General features: G+C 29.1%; 19 protein-coding genes. 17 read left to right on the forward strand and 2 right to left on the reverse strand.

Annotation, left to right across the window (positions count from 1 at the left end; all coding sequences use genetic code 11):
- The first annotated feature begins 82 nt into the window (after positions 1-82).
- From JOC47_RS01550 to JOC47_RS01575, 6 genes are all read left to right on the forward strand, one after another.
- A complete protein-coding gene (locus JOC47_RS01550; protein WP_204700194.1) occupies positions 83-3,619 on the forward strand; it encodes a DUF499 family protein in 3,537 nt (1,178 codons plus the stop codon).
- A gap of 384 nt (positions 3,620-4,003) precedes the next feature.
- Positions 4,004-4,519, forward strand: coding sequence for a zinc ribbon domain-containing protein (locus JOC47_RS01555; protein WP_204700195.1), 516 nt, complete (start codon positions 4,004-4,006; stop codon positions 4,517-4,519).
- A gap of 179 nt (positions 4,520-4,698) precedes the next feature.
- Positions 4,699-5,835: a ParM/StbA family protein gene (locus tag JOC47_RS01560; RefSeq protein ID WP_204700196.1), complete on the forward strand. Its 1,137-nt coding sequence runs from the start codon at positions 4,699-4,701 to the stop codon at positions 5,833-5,835.
- A 110-nt stretch (positions 5,836-5,945) separates the two neighbouring features.
- Complete coding sequence (locus tag JOC47_RS01565; protein ID WP_204700197.1) at positions 5,946-7,610, forward strand: methyl-accepting chemotaxis protein; 1,665 nt, start codon at positions 5,946-5,948, stop codon at positions 7,608-7,610.
- Between the two features lie 58 nt (positions 7,611-7,668).
- Positions 7,669-9,807, forward strand: a complete 2,139-nt coding sequence (locus JOC47_RS01570; RefSeq protein ID WP_204700198.1) for a DUF2339 domain-containing protein — start codon at positions 7,669-7,671, stop codon at positions 9,805-9,807.
- Between the two features lie 12 nt (positions 9,808-9,819).
- The gene (locus tag JOC47_RS01575) at positions 9,820-10,629 is read left to right on the forward strand and encodes a hypothetical protein (RefSeq protein ID WP_204700199.1); all 810 of its coding nucleotides are present in this window, start codon (positions 9,820-9,822) and stop codon (positions 10,627-10,629) included.
- Positions 10,630-10,667: 38 nt separating this feature from the next.
- Here the strand turns inward: JOC47_RS01575 and JOC47_RS01580 are convergent, their stop codons facing one another.
- Entirely contained in the window at positions 10,668-11,294 is a 627-nt protein-coding gene (locus tag JOC47_RS01580; protein WP_204700200.1) for a hypothetical protein, read from the reverse strand.
- A 350-nt stretch (positions 11,295-11,644) separates the two neighbouring features.
- Between JOC47_RS01580 and JOC47_RS01585 the strand changes: the two genes are divergently transcribed.
- The 4 genes from JOC47_RS01585 to JOC47_RS01600 are packed head-to-tail and all read left to right on the forward strand — an operon-like array spanning position 11,645 to position 15,370.
- Complete coding sequence (locus JOC47_RS01585; RefSeq protein ID WP_204700201.1) at positions 11,645-12,349, forward strand: vWA domain-containing protein; 705 nt, start codon at positions 11,645-11,647, stop codon at positions 12,347-12,349.
- Positions 12,349-13,257 carry a protein phosphatase 2C domain-containing protein gene (locus JOC47_RS01590; protein ID WP_204700202.1) on the forward strand — a complete coding sequence of 303 codons (909 nt, stop codon included), beginning with the start codon at positions 12,349-12,351 and terminating at the stop codon, positions 13,255-13,257. Before JOC47_RS01585 ends, JOC47_RS01590 begins: the two co-directional genes overlap by 1 nt.
- Before the next feature lie 30 nt (positions 13,258-13,287).
- On the forward strand, positions 13,288-14,610 hold the full coding sequence (locus JOC47_RS01595; protein WP_204700203.1) for a serine/threonine protein kinase: 1,323 nt from the start codon (positions 13,288-13,290) through the stop codon (positions 14,608-14,610).
- A gap of 10 nt (positions 14,611-14,620) precedes the next feature.
- A complete protein-coding gene (locus JOC47_RS01600; RefSeq protein ID WP_204700204.1) occupies positions 14,621-15,370 on the forward strand; it encodes an ankyrin repeat domain-containing protein in 750 nt (249 codons plus the stop codon).
- 4 nt (positions 15,371-15,374) lie between these two features.
- On the opposite strand, the gene JOC47_RS01605 is transcribed toward JOC47_RS01600, so the two are convergent.
- Positions 15,375-15,782, reverse strand: coding sequence for a potassium channel family protein (locus JOC47_RS01605; protein WP_204700205.1), 408 nt, complete (start codon positions 15,780-15,782; stop codon positions 15,375-15,377).
- Between the two features lie 248 nt (positions 15,783-16,030).
- Here JOC47_RS01605 and JOC47_RS01610 point away from each other — a divergent pair, with 248 nt between their 5' ends.
- The 7 genes from JOC47_RS01610 to priA all read left to right on the forward strand — a co-directional run bounded on the left by JOC47_RS01610 (position 16,031) and on the right by priA (position 26,425).
- The gene (locus JOC47_RS01610) at positions 16,031-17,254 is read left to right on the forward strand and encodes an extracellular solute-binding protein (RefSeq protein WP_204700206.1); all 1,224 of its coding nucleotides are present in this window, start codon (positions 16,031-16,033) and stop codon (positions 17,252-17,254) included.
- Between the two features lie 296 nt (positions 17,255-17,550).
- Positions 17,551-18,507: a HAMP domain-containing protein gene (locus JOC47_RS01615; RefSeq protein ID WP_204700207.1), complete on the forward strand. Its 957-nt coding sequence runs from the start codon at positions 17,551-17,553 to the stop codon at positions 18,505-18,507.
- Between the two features lie 9 nt (positions 18,508-18,516).
- On the forward strand, positions 18,517-19,062 hold the full coding sequence (locus tag JOC47_RS01620) for a GGDEF domain-containing protein (RefSeq protein WP_204700208.1): 546 nt from the start codon (positions 18,517-18,519) through the stop codon (positions 19,060-19,062).
- 111 nt (positions 19,063-19,173) lie between these two features.
- Positions 19,174-21,318, forward strand: a complete 2,145-nt coding sequence (locus JOC47_RS01625) for an ATP-dependent DNA helicase (RefSeq protein ID WP_204700209.1) — start codon at positions 19,174-19,176, stop codon at positions 21,316-21,318.
- 35 nt (positions 21,319-21,353) lie between these two features.
- A complete protein-coding gene (locus JOC47_RS01630) occupies positions 21,354-21,695 on the forward strand; it encodes a hypothetical protein (RefSeq protein WP_204700210.1) in 342 nt (113 codons plus the stop codon).
- A gap of 31 nt (positions 21,696-21,726) precedes the next feature.
- Positions 21,727-24,105: an EAL domain-containing protein gene (locus tag JOC47_RS01635; protein ID WP_204700211.1), complete on the forward strand. Its 2,379-nt coding sequence runs from the start codon at positions 21,727-21,729 to the stop codon at positions 24,103-24,105.
- An 88-nt stretch (positions 24,106-24,193) separates the two neighbouring features.
- Positions 24,194-26,425, forward strand: coding sequence for a primosomal protein N' (gene priA, locus JOC47_RS01640; RefSeq protein WP_204700212.1), 2,232 nt, complete (start codon positions 24,194-24,196; stop codon positions 26,423-26,425).
- The last annotated feature ends 24 nt before the right edge of the window (positions 26,426-26,449 follow it).

Consider the following 26,449-nt stretch of genomic DNA (forward strand, 5'->3'; position numbering starts at 1 on the left):
ATTTTTAACATTTTAGCTAAAAATATAAATAAAGACCTATTTTTTAGTTTTTAAATTAATTGATTAGTGAAAGGAGATAAAAATGGTAATTAATGACTTCATAAAGCCTAGACAAGAAATTATTACTTCAGATTATCAATTCAACTTAAATTTTGCAGATATTAATTCTGTTGATAGGCTAGAGTCTTCTCCTGAAGATTTTTGTGCTAAGACCTATCCATCTCAATCATTAAATAGGTTAATTCAAATTATAAATGATAAAATTATTGGTTCTTCTGATTTAGGCTCAGTAGTTTTAACAGGAGCACAGGGAGCAGGTAAAACCCATGCTCTGTTGATGGCTTATAATTTGTTTGCTAATCCTGATGCAATTAAAAATTGGTTGATAGAACATAAAATTAAGTTTAATAAATTTAATTTAGCGATTATAAAAAATCAAAGCAAGTACTGTACGGTTAAAGCTAAAGATCTAGCGGATAAAAATTTGTGGGAAGTGATATTTAATAAATTAGGAGCACAAGATTTATTGAAAAGAGTAAAAGAATATCCAGAGCGGAAAATTATAAAGAAGTTAATTAATAGAGAATACACAGCAGTAGTTATTGATGAGTTAGAAGCTTACTTTTCGCAATTAAAAGAAAACAATAATGATTTAGTAGAATCTAGTAAAGAGTTTTTAAAGAATTTATTAGATGTAGCAGCTGAAAATAATAATTTATTTGTCTTTTCTAGTATAAAAGGTGAAGAATATGAATTATTAGAATTAGTGGAAAGTAGTAATGCTCAATTATTAAATTTATCAGAATTTGAAGAAGAATCTGAAATAATTAATTATAGATTATTTAGTTCAATTAATAAAAATGTTCATCGTAATGAGATTAATAAAATAATCGAAGAATATATAAATATTTATCAGGAGCAAAAAATTAATATAGTTAGAAAAGAGGAACTAGCTGAAACTTTAATTTCTACCTATCCTTTTCATTGTGATTTAATGAAATTATTAAAGCAGCAGTCTCAAACTCAGAAATTATTTATATTAGCTGATATAATTGGGAAATATTATGACCAACAAGAACTACTTCTTGTAGAAAATATTGAGTTAGATAGCCTTAGCTCTTTAAATAGTGAAATTTATAGTTCAGTTCAAGAAATTAAAAAAAACTTAGGAGAGCATAACTGGGATTATTTTGATGAAATTTTAACTGTTTTAGCAGCGTATAATATTTTACAAGAACATCCAGTTGAAAAACGTGAAATTTTACGGGGAGTTATTACTTTAGCTAATGATAATATTGATGAAATAGAAAAGACTTTAAATCATATTGTTGATGAAAGTAATAATGTCATCTTCACTGCTTCAGGTTATAAAATTAAAGCTAAACATGATGCTGTTGCTGATTGGAGAAGCGAAATTAAAAAAATATCTCAAAAATCGGCCAAAGAAGAATTGGCTGCTTATATAAAAGAAAACTTTTTTACTACGCAATATAAAGTTTTTGGAGTAGACAAAATTATTGATAAGCAGGAGCTAACTCCAATTTTATTATTAGATCATATAGCTAAAGAAAATTTAAGCTCTTTCTTAGAAAATGAGTTATATGACTCACGGAAGTATGAGAATACTATTGCAGTAATTATACCGAAAAAGAATATAATAACTGATGATAATTTAAAAGATATAAAAAAGTTAATAGCTGGGCAGAAGCTAAATTTAGAGAATTCAGAACTAAAAAAGATAGAGAATGGTGCAGAAGTAGCTGAAGAAATTAAAGCAGCTAACAATCGTTTACAGCAGGATTTAAAGAGTAGTTTTGGCTATTATTTAGATTGGAAAGAAGAAAAAGGGGACTATAGATTAATAAAAAAAGAATTTAATAGTGAAGATTTTGATATTGAAGTTGTTGCTGCTAATAATAAGAAAATTAAAGAATATATTTTAAAGCAAGCAAAGAAAAGTAAGTCAGGGTTGGAAATAGAGAAATTATTGCATCAATTACAGGTTGTAAGAAGTAATCCAGTTATAGCAAGTAAAGAGCAATTTCTTGCAATAGTTGATGAGTTGACTGCTCAAGGTGAATTGATTGCTGATAATTCTACTGCTAGATTATATAAATCTAAAGAAGAATTAATATCTTTCAGAGCAGATGAAATTGAAGATCAGCAAGCTGCAGAGGAAATGGTAAATTATTTAAAAGAAGAAATATTACCTTCTTATTATAAAGTTTATGGTTGGGATGAATTATCTGATACTGAAGAATTAGAATATGTGATATTTATTGATTTACCAGACAAAAAAGAAGCTAAAAAAGATGTTATTAATCAACTAGAGGCAGACTTAAAATTTGACAATACTTTAGTTAGAATTGCTGCTAATACTAATTTGTTAGAGACAGAAATAATGATGACAGTAAAGAAAATTTTAGTAGCTCAAAGCTTAACTGAAGAAGATTTTTCAGAATTATTAGCTACAAAAAAAGAAAAATTAATTACAACTTTAAAATCTCAGTTTGGTAGTTATCTAACTTGGGAAAATAAAAGAAACCCTGATTTAAATATAAAAGAAATTTCTGATATAAGTGAAATTGAAGATTTAGTTCAGACTGAAAAACAAGCACTAGGTAATTATATTTTAGAATTATTAGAAGCTAAGAAAGTAATAGATATAGATGAACTTTTAGTGGAGTTAAAAATTGATAAAAGCAAAGTATTTATTGCTGATGATAATGATTATTATCAATTATTAAGAACCCTTGAAGAAAGAAAAGAATTATTTTTAATAGAAGAGAATAATAAAATATATATTGACTCTTCAAAACTATTAGAAGGATATACTTCCTCATTAAGTGAAACAGAATTAAAAGAAGAATTTGTGAAATATGTTAGAGAGAAGTTCTTTAATGATGATTATAAAATCTATGGCTATGATAAAATAGAGGATAAGCCATTAATTCAATCTGTATTACTTTTTGCAACTCCTAAAGAGACTAATAAATTAGAAACTTTTATCGAAGATAAACTATTATGTGATTTTGAATATCAAAATATTTTATTATTACTTAGTCCTAAAAAAAATATATTTAAAAATGATTCCTTTGAATATTTTAGAGATTTATTAGCTTTTACTAATTTAAAAAGTAAAGTTAAAAAAGGGAAAATTGAAAGGCTAATCAAGGATAAAGAAAAAAAACTAATGGAGAAATTAAATGCTTTACAATGGGAATATATTCACTGGGGTCAAGACGGGAATAGGATTAGTTTAGAACGTCAAGAAGTAGAATTAAAAGATTTAACTTCGACAATTAAGGTTAATAAAGAACAGATTAAAAAATATATTTTAAAGCGGGTTAATGAAGAAAATAAAATTGCTAGTAAAAAAATATTATTGGAAATGAAAAAGGATAAATCTAATCCTTTTGTTTATAGCAATCAACTATTTAATAATCTTTTAGAGGAATTAAGAGATAATAAAAAGTTATTTGCTACTACAGGGATTGATATTATATATAAGGACTTTATAACTTACATTAAAGATATTAGCAAAGAGTTTGATAAAGATAAGATGAAAGAAAAAATGATCAAATATATTAAGGATAATTTATTTGATTTTAAATTTTAATTTTATGATTATCGTGAATTAGAAGATAGTTTTGAATTTAAAACTGTATTAATATTAGATAGGCCTAGTAATAAAAAAGATTTAATAGAATTTTTAAATAATAAAATTTATGAAAGTTTAGAATATGAAAATTCAGTTTTAATCATAATCCCCAAAGAAAATATTTTAACTACAAAATATTTAAAAAAATTAAAAGAAGTCTTAACAGTAGAAGAGTTAATTGATGAACTAGAAGGACGAGATAGTGAGTTATTAGAAATTTTAGAAGAAGAAGAAAATTTACAACAAGAATTAGCTGCGGCATTAGGTGTTTATTTACAGTGGAATGAAAGTGATAAAAATCTAGAATTAGAGTTAAAAGAGTTTGATTTGGAAGAATTTGATTTGAAGCAAATAGCTAGTGGTGAAGAAAAATTACAAAATTATATTTTAAAGCAAATAAAGATAGCCCCTCTAACAGTTGATGAATTATTGCAAAAATGTAAAAAAGACCGGCGTCATCCTTTAATTGTGGAAGAAAATATTTTTTATAAAGTAGTAGAAAGATTAATTGCTGCAGAGGAGGTCTATAAAGTAGGAGAAAAAAATAAACTTTCTCTAGATTTAATTAATAATCAACAACAGGAATTAGATGAATATACAATAAATGAAGAAGATGATTTATCATTAGATACTGACTCTGAAGCAACTAATGATTTTTTAGATAAGGAAGAAGATATTGAAGAAATAGCAGACGAAGAGGAAGAAGAGGTTTTAGATGATTTGGATATTGGTATTGGAGAACATTTTTTAAATATTGAATCTGAAGATCAAAAAACATTAGAAGAATGTCCAAATTGTGGTTTTGAGTTAGCTGGAGATGAAAAAATGTGCCCTAGGTGTGGTATTGAATTATATTAATTTTATTATCCAATAAAAAGAAAAAATGATTTTATTTTCATTTTTTTGATGAAAAAAAAGGTAATTAGCATCTAAATGTGTAATTAATATGATTGTAGAGTGATTAAGTTAACTACTTTAAAATTTTAATAAACTAGGGAAATTATTGCTGAATATTATATTCAAAGGAGGAATAATAGATGAAAGCATTTGATGTTGTTGGATTTGATAATGGTTATGATTATGTAAAATTAGTATTAGGAAGGGGTAAAGGTCATAGGGTACGCTTTCCTTCAGTAACTTATAAACAGGAAAATGATTTTTCTATTTTCAATATTGATAATATATCAAGGGCTTCAAAATTTAAAAAGAATAAAATGACTCTAACTGTAGATGAAGAAAAGTATTATATAGGTTCATATGCAGTCGAGCAAGATGCTATGGGAGGAGAAAAGAATTTTTCAGATAAAAAATTTGAAGAAAAGTCGGAGCTTGCTAAATTATTAGCTGGGATGTCTCTCTTTACTACTGAAAATGAAATTGTAATTAACAACTTAGTATTAGGATTAAATGTAGAAAAATATCATGAATACAAACAGGAAATAGTAAATGCATTCAAGAATAAAAGCTTTAAGTATAAATTGCCCAGTGAAGATGAACATAATGAACTTACAATCAAAAATGTCATCTGTGTTCCCCAAGGGATTGGAGCCTATTATGACCAAATTTTAGATATGAAAGGCCGACCTTCTCAAAATGAACTAGCTAATTCTAGATTTGGCTTAATTGATATTGGAGGAAAAACTATAGATGCTTTTATTTCTCAAGGGACAGAGCCAATTATAGGAACTGATATTGGTACTGATTTCGGGATGGCTGATGCTTTTAAAAATGTCTCTAATAAATTAGAAGTAGATGTTCCTTACAATTTAATTTCTGAAAATTATATTCAAGGAAAAGAAGAAGTCTTTTGGCGAGGAGAAGATAGAAGGTTTAAAGAATTAGTAGAAGAAGAATTTAAAGATTATGCTGGTAAAATCCATGATTTAATTATCAATGAGTGGGAGAAGCAATTAGCTAGAATTAGAACTATTTTATTATGTGGTGGTGGAGCTAAGTTTTTGGGTGAACATTTACCTGATATGTTTGAAGTAGATGCCAAATTATTAGAGAACGCGCAATTTAGTAATACTAGTGGTTACTATAAATTAGGAGTTTATAGTGTTAGGAAGCATAGAGCTGCTAAACAAGCTAAAAAGAAAGCAAAACAACAAGAAAAAAATAATGAAAAAGAAAAACCGGAAGAAAAGTCTACAGAAAATAAAGACTCAAAATAATAAAAAGTATGAAAGTGAGTTTCGCAGAGAGCTGTGACCTAGCTCTCTGTTTTTTAACTTATAAAATTGCCTAAAACATATTATTCTTTTTAAGAAAGAGGTGAACGTTATTGAAAATTTCTAAATTATTAAAAATAGTAGCTAGTGTAACTTTAGTGTTACTTGTTTTAGTAGGTAGTAGTGTTTATTATTTAAATATTAGTTTTAGGCAGGAAAGAAGGGCAGTGTCTAGAAGTGAAAAGCTAAGAACTTTAGGGCGAGAAATGTTAGCAACAGTGAATGAATTATCTTCTCTAGTCTATAAATATGTTCAAACTTCTGATAAAAAATATTCTAATAAATACCTAAAGATAATTAATGAAACTAAAAAGCGCGAAGAAATATTAAAAAAATTTAAGGCAGCAGATATTCCACAAGAAGAATTAGATTTGATTCATGAAGCAGTTAATAAATCAGAGAGAATTATTAGGTATGAAAAAGGAGCTATTGCAGCTGTAGATAGTGGGAATATAAGTGCTGCTAAAAGAAAATTATATAATTCTTATTATTCGAGACGAAAAGAGTCATTTAAGGAGACATTAAATGAATTTCAAATTAAATTAAAGCAAAGGACAGAAAATATTAAAGAGTCTGCACAACGTCAAGCCACTTTTTCTTTATCAATGACTGGTTTTTTAATTTTAATAGTAGCTATTGTTATTGTAGTTACATTCATTGTATTATATAATACAATTACTACTCCAATTAATAAGGCAGTAGAGTTTGCAGACGAAATTGCTAATGGTAATTTGAATTCATCTCCTTTAGAAGTACAAGGTAGGGGAGAAATTGCAGAATTAAGTAGAAGTTTAAATCAGATGAAGAATAATTTAAAAAAGACTATTACTAGAATTTTAGATTTGAATAAAGATTTATCTTCATATCGTAGTGATATTAATGAAGTTGATAAAAAAGTGACTAATGCTTTTGATTTTATTAAAGATGTGGAACAAGGGAATGAAGAAACTGCTACTGCTGTAGATGAGATTTCGTTGTCTATTAAAGAGATAGCTAAAGGAACTGAAAAATTATCTATTAAAGCTGAGGATATTTCAGATTTAGAGGAGGAAACTTTTAAATTAGTTAAAGAAACTCATGATAAGATTAACTCAGGGACAGAACTAGTGAGTGATGCGGTTAATATTATGGAAGAATTAGATAGAAGTGTTAGCAAAGTTGATAAAATATCAGAAGAAATGATGACTATAGCTGATGAAACAAATCTTTTATCTCTTGATGGTGCAATTGAGTTAGCAGATAGCAGTATAGAGAATAGTAGTCACGGATTTGCTTCAGTAGCAGATGATATTAAAGATTTAGCTGATGAAAGTATGGAATCGGCTAAAGAAGTGAAAGGAATAGTACAAGAAGTAAAGCAAGTAACTAATTTAGCTATCAATATTATGATTTCATCTGATGAATCTAATCAGAATATTGAAGATGTTTTTAGAGAAATTCAAAATTTATCTAATGCTTTACTGACTAAAGTGGAAAAAGTAACTAGCGTTACAGAAGAACAAGTAGCTTCAACTGAAGAAATAAGTGCTTCTACAGAAGAAATATCTGCTGCTAGTGAGGAAGTTTCTAGTAGAGCTGATGAAATGTATGAGAATGCTCAAAATCTTAAAGGAATAATAAGTCAAGTTGTAGAAGTAAATAAAAAATTGCAGAAAGAATTTAAAGCCCAAGCAAAAAAGTCTGAAAAACAGTTAGAGGAAATCAATCTAGAATCATAAAATAAACTTATCATTATTCTAAAGCACCTCTTATTTTTAGAAGAGAGGGGATTTTACTATGGACCAAGAACAGTTGGAAAAATTAATTAAAAAACAAAATCAATTAACTAAAGACTATGAATTATTGCTGCAATCATATGATGTTAAAGAAATAATTAAGGAAAATGAAGATTTGAACCAGGAATTACGAAAGTATGAAAGAGAGTTAAGGGATTTAGAAGAACATCTTTATGATTTAAGAGATAGGAATGAGCGCCTGCGTTTAGGGCTGAAAAAACAGATTATAGATGAGCGAATGGAATTATTGAAAATTTCTCGAAAAAAGTTAGAGTTATATTTTTCAGCTCGAGCTAATGACTATAAGGATCGTTTAACTGCATTAGAAGATGAAGTAAAGGGTAAATTATCTAAATTAGATAAGAAAGTTGAAGCTAGTTTATCAAATGATAAAGAAGACATAATGAGCGATATTGAGCAATTAACAGATAAGATTGATAAAAGAATTAAATATAGAAAAAAACAATTTGAAGAAGAAAGAGTAGAAATAAAAAATTATTATCAGCAGGGGCAAGAAGAATTAGCTAATCGAGAAGTAGAAGATAAAGATCTTGAAAAGAGAAGAAAAGAAAATGATTTAACAGAAAAAGTAGGATTAGATTGGATTAAAAAGTTGAGTTTTATAGTTATTGTAATAAGTATAGCTTCTTTAGGAAGTTATGCCTATATGAATTACTTTAATCAACATTTAAAAATAGCTTTCATTTATTTGCTAGGACTTAGTGGTGTCGGTATAGGAGAGTTTATGCCTCATAAACAGCAGAATAAAGAAGAAAAGATAGCCCGAGGATTAATGATTATAGGTCTATTCACTCTCTATTTTGCTAGTTTTAAGTTTTGGGGCAACAATTTGTTAGCAGTATCATTAGTGACGTTATTTGCTCTTTATTTAGTAGTGCGTCATTATTCTCAATCTATATATATAGTTGCTTTGATTGGGGGTTATAGTCCTATACTTTTACAGATTTTTAATATAGTTTATAATAATGCACAATTGACCTCAACAGCAATTAGAGTTAATGTTATTTATACTTTACTTAGTTTTATTATTTTTTCCCTAATGTTGTTTTATGTTTTGAGTCATTACCATTCTTTATTTCAATTTATAAATCAAATTTTATTAGGAATTAATAGTTTGATCAGTTTTGTTATTCTCTATTATTTAGTGGGGAGTACTTATTTTAATGATTATATAGGAATTATTCCTTTTGCTTTTGCATTATTTTATTGGGGTATAGATAGAAGAATGTCTTTAGGGAAGTATAGTAATTTAGAATGGAAAAAAATCTCTAAAATATTAAGTGTTATTTTTTTAATTTTAATTCCGGTAGTACAATTAAAACTCAAGTGGTGGGCGTTAATTTGGTTATTTGAAGGAGGATTAATAACTGCTTATTTATTGCTGGTTAAGAAAATGGAAGTGACTAAATATAGCAAAGAGTGGGAAATATTAATTTATTTTAAGTATTTTGCTGTAGTCAGTGCTTGGGGTTATTTAATGTATTTTTCTTTTGAATTTAATGATTATGCAGTTTTTTTAGTTGTTATTATTAACTTTATTTTAGCTTATGCTTTGCAGAACATAGAATTATTAAATGATAAATTAATAGATTATATTAGTGTTTCCTTTTATATAATTGGGGATTTTATATGTATGTATGCGACTTTAAGTTTTCCTTTGATTTTCAATAGTTCTTTGCTTCAGATGTATTCATATTGGGGATTAGTAATTTTAAGCAATGTTTTTATGTTAATTAATATGCGTAAAATAATAATCGCTTTTTTAGAAAAATATAAATATAATTTAGAATTTTATCCCTTATCATTAGGGAGTATTAGTGTTCTTTACTTGACTTTAATATTAACTATTCAATTTGATGTTCCCATTGCTGGTTTAGCTGTAACTATTTTTTACTTTGCTATTGCTTTTGCCTATATTTTATATGGATTCTATCGTAAATTTATTTATGCTAGGTTACTGGGATTAGGGATTTTAGTATTAGTTATGTTTAAATTCTTCATTTATGATTTATCTTTTTTAGTAGGAGTAAAAAGATTAATAGCATACTTAATTTTAGGTGTTTCGTTATTAATTATTTATATTAGTTATCAAAAACTAAAAAATAAAATTGCAAATTAAAAGGGTGGTATCATGGAGACTAAAACCTTTTCTATCAGAGAAGCACTTGATACAGGATGGAATAATTTAGAGGGGCATTTCAAGACTTTTGCTGGTGCGATGGCTATTATTTTAGTAGTTTCTTTGATTTCTTTTCTTTTGAATCTAGGTACTTCTTTGATTGGAACTATTGATACTAATTTAGCAATGGAAGTTAATATTTTAATTTCAGTATTATCTTTTATAATTTTATTTGGCTTAAATATTATTTCTATGATACTTTATTATGGAGTTAAAAAGATTGCTTTAAAGGCCCATAGGAATAAGCAAGAAATAAAAGTGAGCGATATCTTTTTAGACTATCAGATAGTACTTAAATTATTGCTTTTTCATTTTATAATATTAATAGTGGGATTGTTAGGGTTGTTAATCATTGGAGCTTTTGTAGTCTTATTAGCTACTATACTAGGCATGGCTTATGAAAATGTTGTGGTAGTTGGGGCCTTGATTATAGTAGTATTATTATTAGTTATTTATATTGTGATGCGTTTGTTTTTCACTACTTATTTTATTATAGATAATAATATTAAATTATTTAAAGCTGTAGAGTGTAGTTGGAAAATCACTGATGGGGTAGTAGGAAAGTTATTTTTATTGAATGTAATCTTAATGCTAATTAATGTTGCGGGAATGATTTTTGGTATAGTTTTAGGTAATGTTTTCATTACTCAGCCCTTTGGGATTTCAACTATGGTAGGAGTGTATAATGAATTGGATTCTCCTGAGCAAAAGAATGTTAGTGATAGCTTGGTAATAAAGAATAATGATTTTACTCAGGAGTGATTTTAAAAGTTGAAAGAATATATAATAGTTGCATAAGTTCATCGTTTAGTATTAATAATTGGATGATGAACTTTCTGTTCTTCTAAATAAATTCCTTGCTCTATCATTAAGTTGGAAATGTCTTTGCTTAATTTTTCAACTGGGGGTGGTTCAACTGTTTTCTCTGTAGTTTCTTCTTGTATTTGGCTAAGTTTATTTTCGCGCCAAACTTTTAATTTTTCAATACTTTGGCTATAAGTAGCTAATATTAATTTTTTTATATCTTGAGGCAGAGGTGGTAAGACATTTTGAGTTTGTTGATATCCCTTTTTTAATGCCGTTTCGGCTAAAGGATAAAACGTTTCTAATAGAGTAAAATTATTATTATTGGGATTATCTTGCTTGAATTTATGATAATAGTTTTTAATTAGTTCTATAATCTGTTTTGAAATATTTTCTACTCCCCATTGTTTAGTAGCTACTTTTAATTTCTTTTCTAATTCTAAATAATCATAATTTAAATCTGAATTATCGTCAGTAGTATATTGGGAGGGTACATCCCAAAAACTAGTTGTTGTCTTTTTCTTTTGTTTTTTCTGTTTTTGCTTTTTATTAGGGTTTTTAAAGTAATCTGTTTTAGGAGCTTTAGATAATCGCTTAACTTTTTCAATATCATAGTCTGCCATGATAATCCTCCTCCTTTTTTATATTAAAAATCAAAATTAGATTATTTATAATTGTTAAGATTTATAGTGTTTATAGTGTTATTATAATTTTCGATTAATTTGTTAAAATATTAATTATGATTAGAAGACTGTAGAGTTGAATAAGTAGTTTAAGAGCTAATTACTGTTGGTTAGTACTTAAATCATAGGGGGAGATTAATTTTTTTCAATTGATTATTATTTTAATTTAAATGTTAATAAACGATATTTTGGGTAGGAAAATAATAACTTTTGTCTAAATATAATATAAAGGCAGTAATAAAAAATATAACTATTGTAAAATATACTTAATTAAGAAAGGATGATTAATAATGCCGTTACCTGGTGGTGAACTTGCTAAGCGAGAATTACATTTCTTTTGGTTAACTGATTGTTCAGGTTCGATGTCAATTAATGGGAAAATACAATCTTTAAATAATGCAATTAGAGAGGCAATTCCTGAAATGAAAAAAGTAGCAGCAGAAAACCCTAATGCTGAATTATTAGTGCGAGCATTAAAATTTTCTGATGGAGCAGAATGGCATATTGAAGATGCGGTTTCAGTTGAAGATTTTTCTTGGGAAGATTTAGAAGCAGATGGAGTTACTGATTTAGGTGAGGCACTATCTTTACTGGCTGGAAAATTAGACTCTGCAGAGATGACTAATCGTGGCTTGCCGCCAGTAATAGTTTTAGTGTCTGACGGACAGCCGACTGATGATTTTGAATCTGGATTAGAGGAGTTATTAAGTCTTCCTTGGGGGCAAAAGGCCGTTAAAATAGCAATTGCTATTGGTGATGATGCAGATATGGATGTTTTAAATAAATTTATTGATAATCCAGAGTTAGAACCATTAAAAGCTAATAATTCAGAAGAATTGACAGCTTATATTAAATGGGCTTCTACCGAAGTAGTTAAATCTGCTTCTACAGGTAGTTCAGAAGGAGCAGTTGAAGAAAGTGACAATGTGGCCCTTCCCGCTCAACCGCAACCTCACTCTGATACTGATGATGATTCAGATGTGGATGTGTTTTAGTGTTTGTGCAAGATGAGGATAAAGTGAAGGGGATTAAAGACTGGATTGTCACTGGAGCCTCCATTAAAGGAGCTAATCATGGTCGGAGAGGACTGCCTAATCAAGATGCTATTAAATGGGAAACTGAGAATGGTAATTTAGTTATGGCTGTGTCTGATGGGCATGGTAGTTTGAAACACTTTCGCAGTGAGATTGGTTCTAAATTAGCTGTAAAAGCTGCAGTAGAAATAATGTTAGAAGAAGTAGATGTAGGAAATTTAACTGATGATATGTTAAATAAAATAAAAACTAGAGTTAAAGATAAATTACCACAGCGAATAGTGAATCAATGGCGAGATAAGGTAAAAGAACATTATCAGAATAATTTATTTTCTTTAGATCGAGTAGCACAAGCTAAATTAATGAAGCTTGAAGAAGAAAAAGGAATAGCAAAACGAAAAAAGATAGAAGATAATTATATTAAGGCTTACGGGGCTACATTATTAATAGTGTTGATAACTGAAAAATTTAGCTTGTACTTTCAATTAGGAGACGGAAATATTAGTATTTTGGCTGAAGACGGAAAAAAGATGCTGTTTGCTGCTGAAGAACAGTTTGGCCCGGCTACTAATTCTCTTTGTATGTCAGAAGCTAGTAATAAAGTAAAGATATCATTAATTCCGTTTTCAGAAGAGTTACCGTTGTTTATATTACTATCAACAGATGGTTATATCAATTCTTTTCGTAATGATAAAGATTATTTTAAAGTAATAGATGATTTTATTGATTTAGCTAAACACCATGGTATTGAATATATTAATGAAAATTTAAGCCAGTGGTTAGAAAAGACTTCACAGCAGGGTAGTGGAGATGATATAACTTTAGGATTAGTCTATAATCAAAATTTATTTGATGAAGATTATAAATGAAAATATTGAGAAAAGGAAGGGAGTGGTTGAATGAAGAAGATGCCGCAACTAGGTGATGAAGTAAAAATGGAACTAGCAAATAAATATTATAAAATAAATAAAAAATTAGGCGATGGCACTCAAGGTCAAGTCTATGAAGTAGAAAAAGATGGGTGCAAATTAGCTTTGAAGTGGTATAAGCCTAATAAGGCTACGATCAAACAACGGAAAATGATTAGAGAATTGATTAGAATTGGAGCACCGTGTTCTAGATTTTTATGGCCGCTTGATTTAGCAGTATCAGATAAAATAGCTGGTTTTGGCTATATTATGGATTTAAGAGCAGAAAATTATAAAAGCATTTCAGAATTAGTTGCTCGGAGAGTAGAACCTAGTTTTAAGGTGTTATGTACGATTGCTTATCAGTTAGCAGATAGTTATCGCCAACTTCATTCCCGCGGTTATTGCTATCGTGATATTAATTTTAATAATATATTTTTTGACCCTCAAACTGGTGATATATTAATTTGCGATAATGATAATGTAGGAATTGATGGAGTGAGTGAAGCTTCAGTATTGGGAACCCAGAGATTTATGGCTCCTGAAGTAGTAAGAGGAGAGAAAAAACCGAGTACTAATACAGATTTATTTTCATTAGCAGTGTTGCTATTTTATATATTTATTAATAATCATCCTTTACATGGAAAAAAAGAGAGCCAAATTAGATGTTTTGATTTACCTGCTATGAAGAAGATATATGGAGAAGAGCCAGTTTTTATCTTTGATCCTCAGGATAGTTCAAACCAACCTGATCCTCGTGAACATAAAAATGCTCTGTTAAGTTGGCCTCTTTATCCTCAGTTTGTTAAGAAACTATTTATTCAATCTTTTACTAAAGGATTGAATAATCCTAATCAACGAGTAAGAGAGGGGCAGTGGAGAAAAATAATGCTGCGGTTAAGAGATTCTATTTTTTATTGTGCCCACTGTGGTGCAGAAAATTTTTTTGACCCTGCTAAGATGAGTGTTGAAAGACCGGGTCAGTGTTGGAATTGTAAGCAGCAATTAGAATTACCATATAGAATTAATATAGATGATGCAATTGAAAATACAGTGATGTTAACTCATGAAGCTAAATTATATCCCCATCATTTAAAATCAACAAGCAAACGTGATTTTTCTCAACCATTAGCTGAAGTAGTTCAGCATCCGCGGGATCCATCGATTTGGGGGTTGAAAAATTTAGATAATAAAAAGTGGCGGGTAACTACTAAAGCTAGTCAAATTAAAGAAGTAGAACCTGGTAAAAGTGTTGTTTTAGCCTCAGGGGTAGAGATTAATTTTGGTAATCGTTATGGGCAAATAATATATTAAAGGTGGTTCTATGAGAGATTTCCCACGTTATAAATTGTTAAGTTTAATAAAAGAATATGGTGCTAAACTATATCAGAGCAAAAGTCGCTGCCGGAGTTTTTTAAATGATTTTTGCGGTCAGTATAAGCGAGAAGTTTTTGTTTTGAGTACAGCTGTAGAAGAAAATGTGCCCCAAGAATTATTGAACTTTAAAGAGAAGAACAAACTATCTCTGCAGTCTTTAATTGTGCAGTTAAAAGAAAGATTAAAGATGAATTATGCCTTTACAGAATATGCTTCTTTATGGGCAGTAGAGAGTTGGGCTTTAGCTTTAGATGTTATTTCAGTGGTTGGAGATAAAAGTTTTTTGTTAGAAACAGTAAAACCTACTACCGAAAATGATGAGTTGCAGAGAAGTTTGTTGTTTGCATCTTTAATTGGAAATTTTGATTTGATTTCTGATTTAATAAAATTAGGAGTTAATTTAAATTATACCGATGAAAAAGGACGTACTCCTTTAATTTATGCTATTATTTCAGGTAATTGCCAAGTTGTAGATGAATTATTAGCTTTAGGAGCTAAAACAGAAATTAAGGATCAAACTGGTTATACAGCTTTACAGTGGGCGATAATGCTAGGAGAAGATAAAATTGTTAAGTTATTGTTAGCAGCTGATGCAGATATAGATAATTTAAGTGCTGCAGGTTGTACAGCACTTGAACTAGCTCAAAATTATGGTCAACAAGACATTTATCAATGTCTTAAAGATTTTTCACAATAATAGATTATTCGTCACTATATATTTCTTCAGCTACTTTACTTCCTACGGTTTTTTCGGGGTAGACAACTTTGTCTACTCCTATTTTTTTTAGTAATTCCCCATGAAGTTTGTCTTTAGCTTTAGCAATCACATAAGGAATATTATGTTTTTTAAGAATATGTGAAGCAGCTAAATTATCATATAAATTCTTTCCAATTCCAATAATCCCTATATCAAACTCATTAATACCTAAGGTTTCTAAGCTTTTAGTATCAGTGAAATTAGATTGAACAGCATATGTGACCTGGGAACTTATTTTTTGAACTCTTTCATTATCTTGATCGATTGCTAAAACCTCATGACCTTTTTGATATAAATCTTTTGCAATTACAGTTCCAAAACGTCCGACTCCTATAATAACTATATGCTTCATTATTCTCCCCCTTTTATATTAAATTATACTAGATAAATTAATAACCTCCTGCTTTCAAATTGATTTTATAACCCAGGATGTGATTACTATTGTTTAAGTTAATTTGAACAATATTATTAAAATAAAGAAAAATATTTAAATTTTACCATCTAAATTGCAGGGAAATGTAATTTTTTCTAGAAATTTAAATGTATAGAAATTGATTATAGGAAGTTTGAGTTAGAATTTAAAAAAGGAGGAGCAAAATAATGAGAAAAATTATATTAGTTAATTTAATTTTTTTAATGATGCTAATTTATTTATTTACAGGAGGGGTATCAGCAAGAAAATTAGAGGTCTGGGTAGGTAATAGTCAAGAACAAATATGGATGAAAAAAGCTGTAGCAGCTTATGAAAATAAAACAGGAATTAAAATTGATTTAAATGTTATTTGTGAATTAGAACAATTAGAAAAACTTCGCTTAGAAGAGGTAGCGGGAAATAATATAGATGTAGTAGGTTGGCCTCATGATGATATTGGAAAAGCTGTATCTGAAGGGCTATTGACTCCAATTCAAGAGTATATAAGTACTAAATATATTAAAGATAATTTCACTGATAAATCAATTAGGGCCTTAAGTTATCAGGATAAGATTTATGGTTTGCCATATTCTTACGAGGCTCTAGCCTTAGTTTATAATAAAGATAAGTATAATGAGATACCAGATACGATGGAAGAATTCATAGAATTAGCCAAGACTAAAACTGATCTCCAACAACAGCAGTATGGATTTTTATTTTATCATACTAACTTTTATTATGCAGCGCCCTTTTTATTAGGGCATGGAGCATATGTGTTTGGTAAAAATGAAGATGGTAGCTATAATATTAATGATATTGGCTTTAATAATGAGGGAGGTATAGCGGGAGCAAAATTGATTAAGAAATTTAAAGATGAGGGTGTGGTGCCGCAAAACATTCAGAAAAAGCAAGTTGTACATTTATTTGCTGAGGGTAAGGCAGGAGCAGTTTTAGTTGGTCCGTGGAGACGTAATAGATTTAAAGAAGCAGGGATTGATTTTGCCGTAAGTCCAATTCCTAAACTATCTAATGGGAAGTCCCCTAAACCATTTGTAGGAGTTAAAGGTTATTATATTCCCCATAAATCTGATAATAAGAAATTAGCAGCTGATTTTATTAAGTTTATTACTAATGCCAAATGGTCGATGAAACATTATGAGATGATTGGTTCTATAGTGCCTCATAAACGAGTGATAAATAGCCCAAAGATAAAAAATGATGAATTTAGTAGAGGTTTTCTAATTCAAGCTCAAAATGGTATTTTAATGCCTAATGTTTTGCAAATGTCTGTAGTATGGAATCCAGTTAATAAGGCTCTCGATTTTTTGTTGGATGGACGAATTTCTGCTAAAAAAGCTATGGCTTTAACTGACAAAATGATTACGCGGAATATTGAATTGATTGGATATTAGTTTTTTAGCAGGATGGAATAAGGGGTGAGTATTATTATTTTAAGCAAATTGAATAGTATGTTTAAATTAGATAGTATTTTCAATAAATTAGTGATTAGTTTTATTTTAATTACAGTTTTTTTATCTATTGCTTTAACTTGTTTTTTTACCTCAGATTTAAAAAAACATTATTATCTATGGCTAAAAACGATTTGAAATTAATGTCTCGGCAAACTAGTTCCAAAATCTTTTGGGAAATTAATGAATCTTTAGATACCAAAAATATCAATGGCTTAAGCACTGTTGAAGTACTAATAATGACTCAAGAATCTATTGCCCGTGAAATTTGGAACGCTCGCTGGCAGGGGATTGAATCAATTAGTTTCGAAGGAAATGTATATTTATTAGATAAACAGGGAGGAATGATTTATAATAATTATGATTTAGATAGTGATACTCGTTTAGATGAAGATAAAAATACTGAGGTTAGTGATTTTTTTAAAGATGATTATAGTGATGCCCCTTTTTTCCAAAAAATAAAAGCAGATAAATCTAAGCACAAAGGAACTGGTGGTAATGGATTAGTTAGAATTTCTACTTCTGGTTATGTTAATTATAATAGAAAAGGAAAAGAATATATCGGAGCTTATAGTAAAATAGCCTCTTTAGGTTGGATTTTAATTGTAGATGGACAAAAGGAAGATATTTTAGCTCCAGCAAAAAAAATTAGACGTAAAATGTACTATATTACTGCTTTAGCAATATTTATTGTAACTATTATAGCAGTTCTTATTTCTAAATATATGACTAACCCAATTAATCAAACAGTTGAATTTGCTAAAAAAATTGCTAATGGTGATTTAGCTATTAAAGGATTAACTGTTAACTCTAATGATGAAATAGGAACTTTAGTAGAACACTTAAATAATATGAGAAGTAATTTAGAGAGATCAGTTAATAATATGAAAAACTTATTGAATAATGCTGGGCAAGGATTTTTATCTTTTGGTGAAGATTTAAAAGTTGATAAAGAGTACAGTGTAGAATGTAGAAATATTTTTGCTACTGATATTGAGAATAAAAGTTTTCCTAGATTAATTTTTAATCAATCTAAACAGCAAGAACGAATCAGAGAGAATTTAAAGGAAATATTTTCATTAATTAATGCTAATCAAGAAGAAGAGATACATAAATATATTGGATTATTACCTGAGGAGTTAAAAATTAATGATAAATATATAAAATTGAATTATAAAGTAGTAAGTAGTAACTAAAGTAAAATAATGGTAATCCTAACTGATATTACAGAAAAAAAGAAAATAGAAAAAAGAGCACTGAGAGATGGTTTAACTGAATTGTATAATCATAGTTATTTTCAGAAGAGATTGAGTCGAGAAATAGATAAGATGAAAGAGTATGATTATAGACATTATCTTTCATTATTGATGCTTGATATAGATGATTTCAAACAGTTTAATGATACTTATGGTCATCAAGCTGGAGATGAAGTATTGCGCTCTGTGGCCCGAGTATTAAAGCAAGAGTTTGTAGATGAATCAGAAATTGTAGCTCGATATGGAGGGGAAGAATTTGCCATAATTTTACCGGAGGTGACTAAAGTAGGGCTTAAAATAAAAGGAAAAGAGGTAAATGAATTAATTCGTAGTTTAGCTGTAAATTATAATGATTTAGAGTTACAGATTACAGTTAGTATAGGTGGAGCAACTTATAAAAATAGTGAGAGCAAAGAAGAATTTATTAAAAGAGCTGATGATGCTTTATATCAAGCTAAGGCTGAAGGCAAAGATACCTTCCATTTTTCTGATTAGAAGCTTCATTATATTTGATTTTCAAATTATAAATATGATATGGTATATTAGAAAATATTTAATATAATACTAAAATATAATCAGATATAAAATATGTAAGGAGTAAATATAATGAAGCAGTCGATAACTGAAGAAAATATTAAAGATTATTTTAAGCCGCAGGGGAGATTAGATAGTTTTTTAGATGATTACGAATATAGAGAGCAACAAGAGACTATGGCTCTTGAAATCTCAAGAGTTTTTAAGCAAAAAAAACATTTGTTGGTTGAAGCGGGGACAGGAACTGGTAAATCATTTGCTTATTTAGTCCCTAGTATACTGTTAGCTTTAGCTGAGGAAGAACAAATTGTGATTTCGACAAATACTATTAATTTACAAGAACAGTTAATCAATCAAGATATCCCTTTCTTACAAAACTTATATAATTTGAATTGTAAGGCAGTTTTAGCTAAAGGAAGAGGTAACTACTTATGTTTAAGAAGATTTAATCATTATCAAACTGCAAGTAAACTAAGCGACAAAGAAATGAAACAATTGACTAAACTTGAGAGTTGGATTCGAAATACTGAGACAGGCTGTTTATCTGATTTGAATTTTAAGGTTAATAAACAATTATGGGGCGGTATTGCTTCAGATAGCAGGTTATGTTTAAGAAAAAAATGCTCTAATTATAATTATTGTTTCTTTATTCAGGCTAGAAATGAACTGGAGGATGCTGATATTATAGTATCTAATCATCATTTATTATTTGCTGATATTTCTTTAAGGAATAAAGGGGATTTTGATGATCAGATGGCAGTATTACCTCATTATCAAAGGGTTATTTTTGATGAAGCTCATAATATCGAAGAAATAGCGACAAGATATATTGGTAGTCGGATTAGTAGCAGAGAGCTGATTGATGCTATTAAATTTTTATATAACCCTTATAAAAATAGTGGAGATTTATTACAAATCAGAGCTGAAAGTACTGTTTTATCTCTGAAATTAAAAGAGCAAGTTTTGCATAAGATTGATCAAGAATTAGTTCCTGAATTACAAAATTTGTTGGAACGAATTAAATCTTCTAACCCTCAGGTAGAGAATTTTATGAAGCAATTTAATGTTAGAAATAAATTGCGTTTAACTGCAGAGGTCAGAGAATATCAATTATGGAAAGATAGTTTAGCAGTAGAATTTGAAAATATATTATTTAAATTAGTTGATGTACAGAAAAAATTAGTAGATCTATTAGATATACTAGCTTTGGGAGAAGAAGAATTTAATAATTATGAGCAATTAACAACTATGTTAGAACAAAAGCTGCAAATTATTAGAGAGGCTAAGGAAATATTAAAAGAAATTATTAATTTTGAGGAAGAAAATGAAAAGGTATATTGGTTAGAGCAGCACTCTAATAGTTATAGTTTACATGCTGCTCCTTTAAATATTGCTGATCAATTACAAGAGCAGTTATTAAATGAACTAGAAACAGTTATTTTTACTTCAGCTACTTTGACTGTTAATAATTCTTTTGAGTTTATTAAAAATAATTTAGGTTTAACTAGTAGTTCAGTTGAAGTATTAGATTTAGGGAGCCCATTTGATTATAAGCAACAACTAAAAGTAGGAGTTGTTAAAGATATAGTTTCACCCAAAAATAATAAATTCATTGGAGAAATTTTAAATAATATAAAAAAGGTAGTGGAAGTTATGGAGGGACGTACTTTAATATTATTTAATTCTTATTATAGACTAAACCAGGTTTATAGTAGTTTGGAGGAAGAATTAGAGGATTTAAAAATCAATCATTTGTTTTGCCAAGGTAGAAAGCCGCGCCAATATTTAATTGAACAATTTAAAAATACAGAAAAATCAGTTTTATTGGGAACAGATAGTTTTTGGGAGGGAGTTGATCTGCCGGGAACTCAATTGAGTTGTTTGATTATTGTTAAACTACCATTTTCTGTTCCTAGCGAGCCATTTATTGAAGCAAAATTGGAGTCTATTGATCAACAAGGAGGAAATGCTTTTTTTGAATATATGCTCCCTAAAGCAGTAATTAAATTCAGACAAGGGTGTGGTAGATTAATCCGTAACCAAAGAGATCAGGGCTGGATTTTAGTCTTTGATAAGCGAGTAATTAATAAAAGTTATGGTCAATTATTTTTAAACTCACTAGCTGTAGATAATGTCAATATTGCTGACACAAGTGAAATTACTAAGCAGTTATCTCATTTTGCCAATAATAATTTTACTAAAATTATTAATGAATGAGTTATTTATTTCGTAACTGAAAGGAGAAAAAGATTATGGTAGAAATGAACCCTAAGCATGGATTATTAACTGAAAATGAAAAAGTTTCGTTGGAGAATGATATTCATAGGATAAATAATAATGATTTAAAACAAGAAATTTTAAATGGTTTTGGCCAAGAATTTGCAGTGAAATTATATTTTAGTCAGCAGTTTACTGATGAATTAGTCTTGAATGCCTATGAATTTTTTAGCGTACTAATCAAATGTAATATAACTTATAATAATTGGTTTTATAAACAAGGTGAAGAGTATAATCGTTTGATCAATCTAAGTGGCAAAGCTAATGTAAAAGAAATAACTTGGGAAAAGAAAGAAGTAGTTTCTGAAGTTAAATAAGAGATGTACTAAGATAAAGGGGGGTGAATAAGTGAAAAATGAAGTAGAATTCAGTATTAAGTTTAAAATATTAATTTTGGTGTTGGTAGTCACTATTTTGTTAACTATTAGTTTAATTAGTTTATCTTTTTTATTGTCTAATGATTTTTTTAGTAAATTAATAACTAAAAATGGAGTTAGAAATGTTAGGTTATATTCAGAATTGATTCATAATTGGCTTGAAGAAAAAAAAGAAGATATTACAATTTATTCAGAAAGTGAAGTAATGAAAAATAGAAAATGGATTAAGAGAAAAGACTTTTTAACTGATAAATTAAGTAAAACTTCGCATGAGTTTGCTTATTTTTTTGTGGCAGATAAGAACGGTGATTATAGTACTACGCAGTTAAAAAATGCTGGGAATATTAAAAGTAAATCTTATTTTAAAGAAGCAATACAGGGCAAAACTTATTTATCTCGCCCATTGCGTTCTCCCTTAACTGGGGAAGCAATTATTATCGTCACAACTCCTCTAAAAAATGAGTCTACAAAGCCTTCTGGAATATTAGGAGGCGCTATTAAATTGGATCAGTTAACTCAATATTTAAGCAAATTTAAAGTTGAACACTTTAATTCCTATTCTTATATAATTGATAAGCATGGTCTAGTAATTGCTCATCCTGATAAAGATATAATTTTAGAAGAAAATATTTTAAAAGCTTCAACTGGTGGTCAAGAAAGTTTAAGGTCCTATTTTGTTGAAATAAAAAATAATAATTCTGGTTATTTAAAGTATCAAGAAAATGACAAAAGTTATTATTTGTTTTATAATAAGATATTAGGAAGTGATGGATGGAAGATAATCACTCAAATTCCAAACAGTTATTTGAAAGTGCCCTTAATGTTAGTCAGGAGAAAATTGTGGGTTATTGCATTAATAGCAATTATTATTTCAGCAATTTCTAGTATGATTATAGCTAATAATATTTCTAGTCCAATTATTAAGTTGAGTGATATATTTTCTCAAGGGGCTGAAGGAGATTTAACTGTTAGGGCCAATTTTAATCGTAATGATGAAGTTGGGAAAGCAGCAACTAGTTTTAATAAAATGATGGATAAAATCAGTGATTTAACTTATAATGATATATTAACTGGACTATTAACTCTTAGTTATTTTAAGGACTTGCTTAAATTAGATTTACAAGAAATCAAAGAAAAAGATAAAGGACAAAAGGTAGTTTTATTTTCAATGGGAATTGATAACTATGAAATAATTAATGATAATTTTGGTCATTATGTAGGGAATAAAGTTTTGAAAAAGATAGCTTATAGAATTAAGCATTTAGTGAGTAAGGATATTTATATTGCGCGTAGTAGTAATGAGTTTTTCCTTTATTGGGAAACTACTGAAAGTACTGATAAATTTGAAGAATTAGCTAAAAAGATTTTAGCTGAAATTAATAGAAAATATGAAATTAATGGACAAGTAGTTCATGTAACAGCTAGTTTGGGTATTGCTGTTTATCCTGATTCGGGAACTACTAGTCAAAGATTGATTAAAAACGCTGGTTTAGCGCAACATTTAGTGGCTGAAAACAGTAGTGATGAGATTCAACTATACTCTTCCGGAATGGAAGAAAAGTTATCAGAAAGAATGCGTTTAGAAGCTAAACTAAAATCAGCTTTGGAAAACAAACAATTTTTATTGTACTATCAGCCTTTGGTTAACGCTAAAACAAAAGAGATTGAAAGTTTTGAAGCATTATTAAGATGGTATCATCCGATTGAAGGTATGATTTCTCCAAGTAAATTCATACCGATTATTGAGGATAATGGAATGATTATAGAAATAGGAGACTGGGTACTTAGGGAAGCTTGCCAAGCTCTGAAGAAATGGCATCAGCAAGGTTATAATAACTTATCTGTTTCTGTTAATATTGCGCCCCAACAGTTTCAAAGTGATAATTTTCTAGATGACATAAAAACTATATTAAAAGAAATTGATTTAGAACCCCAATATTTAGAATTAGAAATCACAGAAAGAGCTACAATGGAAAATTTAGGACATACTATTGAGTTGCTTTATGATTTGAAAAAATTAGGGGTGAAAATTTCTATTGATGATTTTGGCACTGGTTATTCTTCTTTAAGTTATTTAAAAGAATTTGCTATTGATACTCTTAAAATTGATAAGTCCTTTGTAACAGAGTTAACTGCTCAAGGTCAAAATAATGCTATTGCGGAAACTATTGTTAACATGGCAGATAGTTTGAAATTAAATGTAACTGCTGAAGGAGTAGAAAATAAATTACAAGTTGAATTTTTAGAACAGAAAAAATGTGATAAATTACAGGGGAATTATTTCAGCCCAGCAGTACCTAAAATAGAAGTAAAAGAACTATTGCAAAAAGCATATAAACAGAGCATATAGGTCATGCAAATAATTTTCTAAAAGTTTAAATGTCTAATTGATATTAAAATAAGATATACTATGTAGTGAACTCATCAGGAGGAATAAAATGGGAGAATATATTTCTGTAATTGTAGATTTACCTGTGAAACAAGTTAATAAAGAGTTTACGTATCATGTACCCGAAGAATGGCAAGATTCAGTTCATTTAGGGCGAAAGGTGATTGTGCCTTTTGGTAATCAAAAAAAGGATGGCTATGTCATTGCTAAAAAAGATAAGGCCGAGGTTGAAACTAAAGATATTTTAGAAGTAGCTGATGATATAGTTTATTTTAACCAAGAGTTACTACAAGTAGCACAGTGGATGGCTGAGTATTACCAATGTTATTTAATTACAGCAATTAAAGCAGTAATTCCTAGTGGGGATTTAAAGATTAAAACTAAACGGGTTGTGGAATTGGCTCAATCAAAATCTGCTACTAAGCAAAAAATTAATGAATTAAAAAATAGAGCTCCTAAACAAGCAGAAGTGCTTCGGTATCTAGTTGACCATAAAGCTGACTTAATTACTACAGAACTAGCTAATAAAGTTGATACTTCTTCCGGAACTATTAGAAGACTAGCAGATAGAGGGTTAGTAATTTATGAAAAGAAAGAGGTTAAGCGTGATCCTTATCAAAATTTAGATTTTGATGAGTCAAATAATTTAGATTTAACTTCTGAACAAGAACAGGCTTTAAATAGTATTATGGAAGCAGTAAATAATAACCAGAGTCAAACTTTCTTATTAAAAGGAGTGACTGGAAGTGGTAAAACTGAAGTCTATTTGCAGGCAATAGATCAAGTTTTAGAACAGGGCCAAGGGGCAATTGTTTTAGTACCTGAGATTTCTTTGACTCCACAGACTATTACTCGTTTCAAAGGAAGATTTCAAGAGCAAGTAGCAGTTTTGCATAGCCAATTATCTTCTGGAGAGCGTTTTGATGAATGGCGACGTATAAAGAATGGAGAAGCTAAAATAGTAATTGGAGCTAGATCAGCTATTTTTGCTCCCTTATCTGATTTAGGATTAATTATTATTGATGAAGAACATGAAACAACTTATAAACAAGATGACCACCCGAAATATCATGCTCGGGAAGTAGCAATTTATCGGGCTGGATTAAAGCAAGCAGCTACAGTTTTAGGTACTGCTACTCCCTCTTTAGAAGCTTATTATCGGACTCAAAATGAAGACTATCAACTTTTAGAATTGCATAATCGAATTGATGACCGCCCGATGCCTGAAGTAGAAGTAGTTGATATGCGAGAAGAATTAAATCGAGGTAATAGAACAATGTTTAGTGAATTATTGCAAGAAGAGATCACTACTCGCTTAGAAGAAGAAGAACAAGCTATAGTTTTTCTGAATCGACGCGGGTTTTCTACTTTTGTGCAGTGTCGAAAATGCGGGTATGTTATGCGTTGTGAAGATTGTGATGTATCATTAACTTATCATTCTAATCCCCCTTTGTTACATTGCCATTACTGTGACCATAAAGAAAAGGTTCCTGATAATTGTCCAGAATGCGGTAGTAAATATATTAAGTATTTTGGTGTCGGAACTCAAAAAGTAGAAGAACAATTAAATGAACTATTTCCTGAGGCAAATATCAAACGTATGGACGTAGATACGACTAGAAAAAAAGGAGCCTATCGTAGGATTTTGTCTGATTTTAAAGAACATAAAATTGATATTTTAGTGGGAACTCAAATGGTAGCTAAAGGACATGATTTTCCCAATGTTACCTTAGTAGGGGTAGTAACTGCTGATACTGCCCTTAATTTTCCTGATTTTAGGTCAAGTGAGCGAACTTTTCAGTTATTAACTCAGGTTGCTGGAAGAACTGGGCGTGGTGATAAAGGAGGAGAAGTTGTAGTCCAAAGTTATACTCCTGAACATTATAGTATTCAGTTAGCTAAAGAACATGACTATAAAAGTTTTTATGAACAAGAGATTGCCTCTAGAGAAGCGACTTCTTATCCTCCTTTTAGTAAATTAATTAATTTTTTAGTTAGTGCAGAAGATGAAGATAAAGTTATTAAGAATGCTCATAAATTAGGTGAATTAGTGCGAGGAAAAATAGAAATTTTAGAAAATAACGAAATTCAAGTGTTAGGGCCTGTGCAGGCTCCATTATCTAAGTTACAGGGTAAATTTCGTTGGCAATTGATTATTAAGGGGCAAGAATTAGATTTATTGCGTGAAATAAGTGATTATGCTGTGACAGAATTAAGAGATATGTCTATTTCAGAAAATGTTAAAGTAAGTGTTGATGTTGACCCGTTGCGAATGCTATAATAATATAGAAACGAATAAAAATTT

Origin of the sequence: Halanaerobacter jeridensis (assembly GCF_016908315.1) — a bacterium.
Taxonomy (GTDB): Bacteria; Bacillota; Halanaerobiia; order Halobacteroidales; family Halobacteroidaceae; genus Halanaerobacter; species Halanaerobacter jeridensis.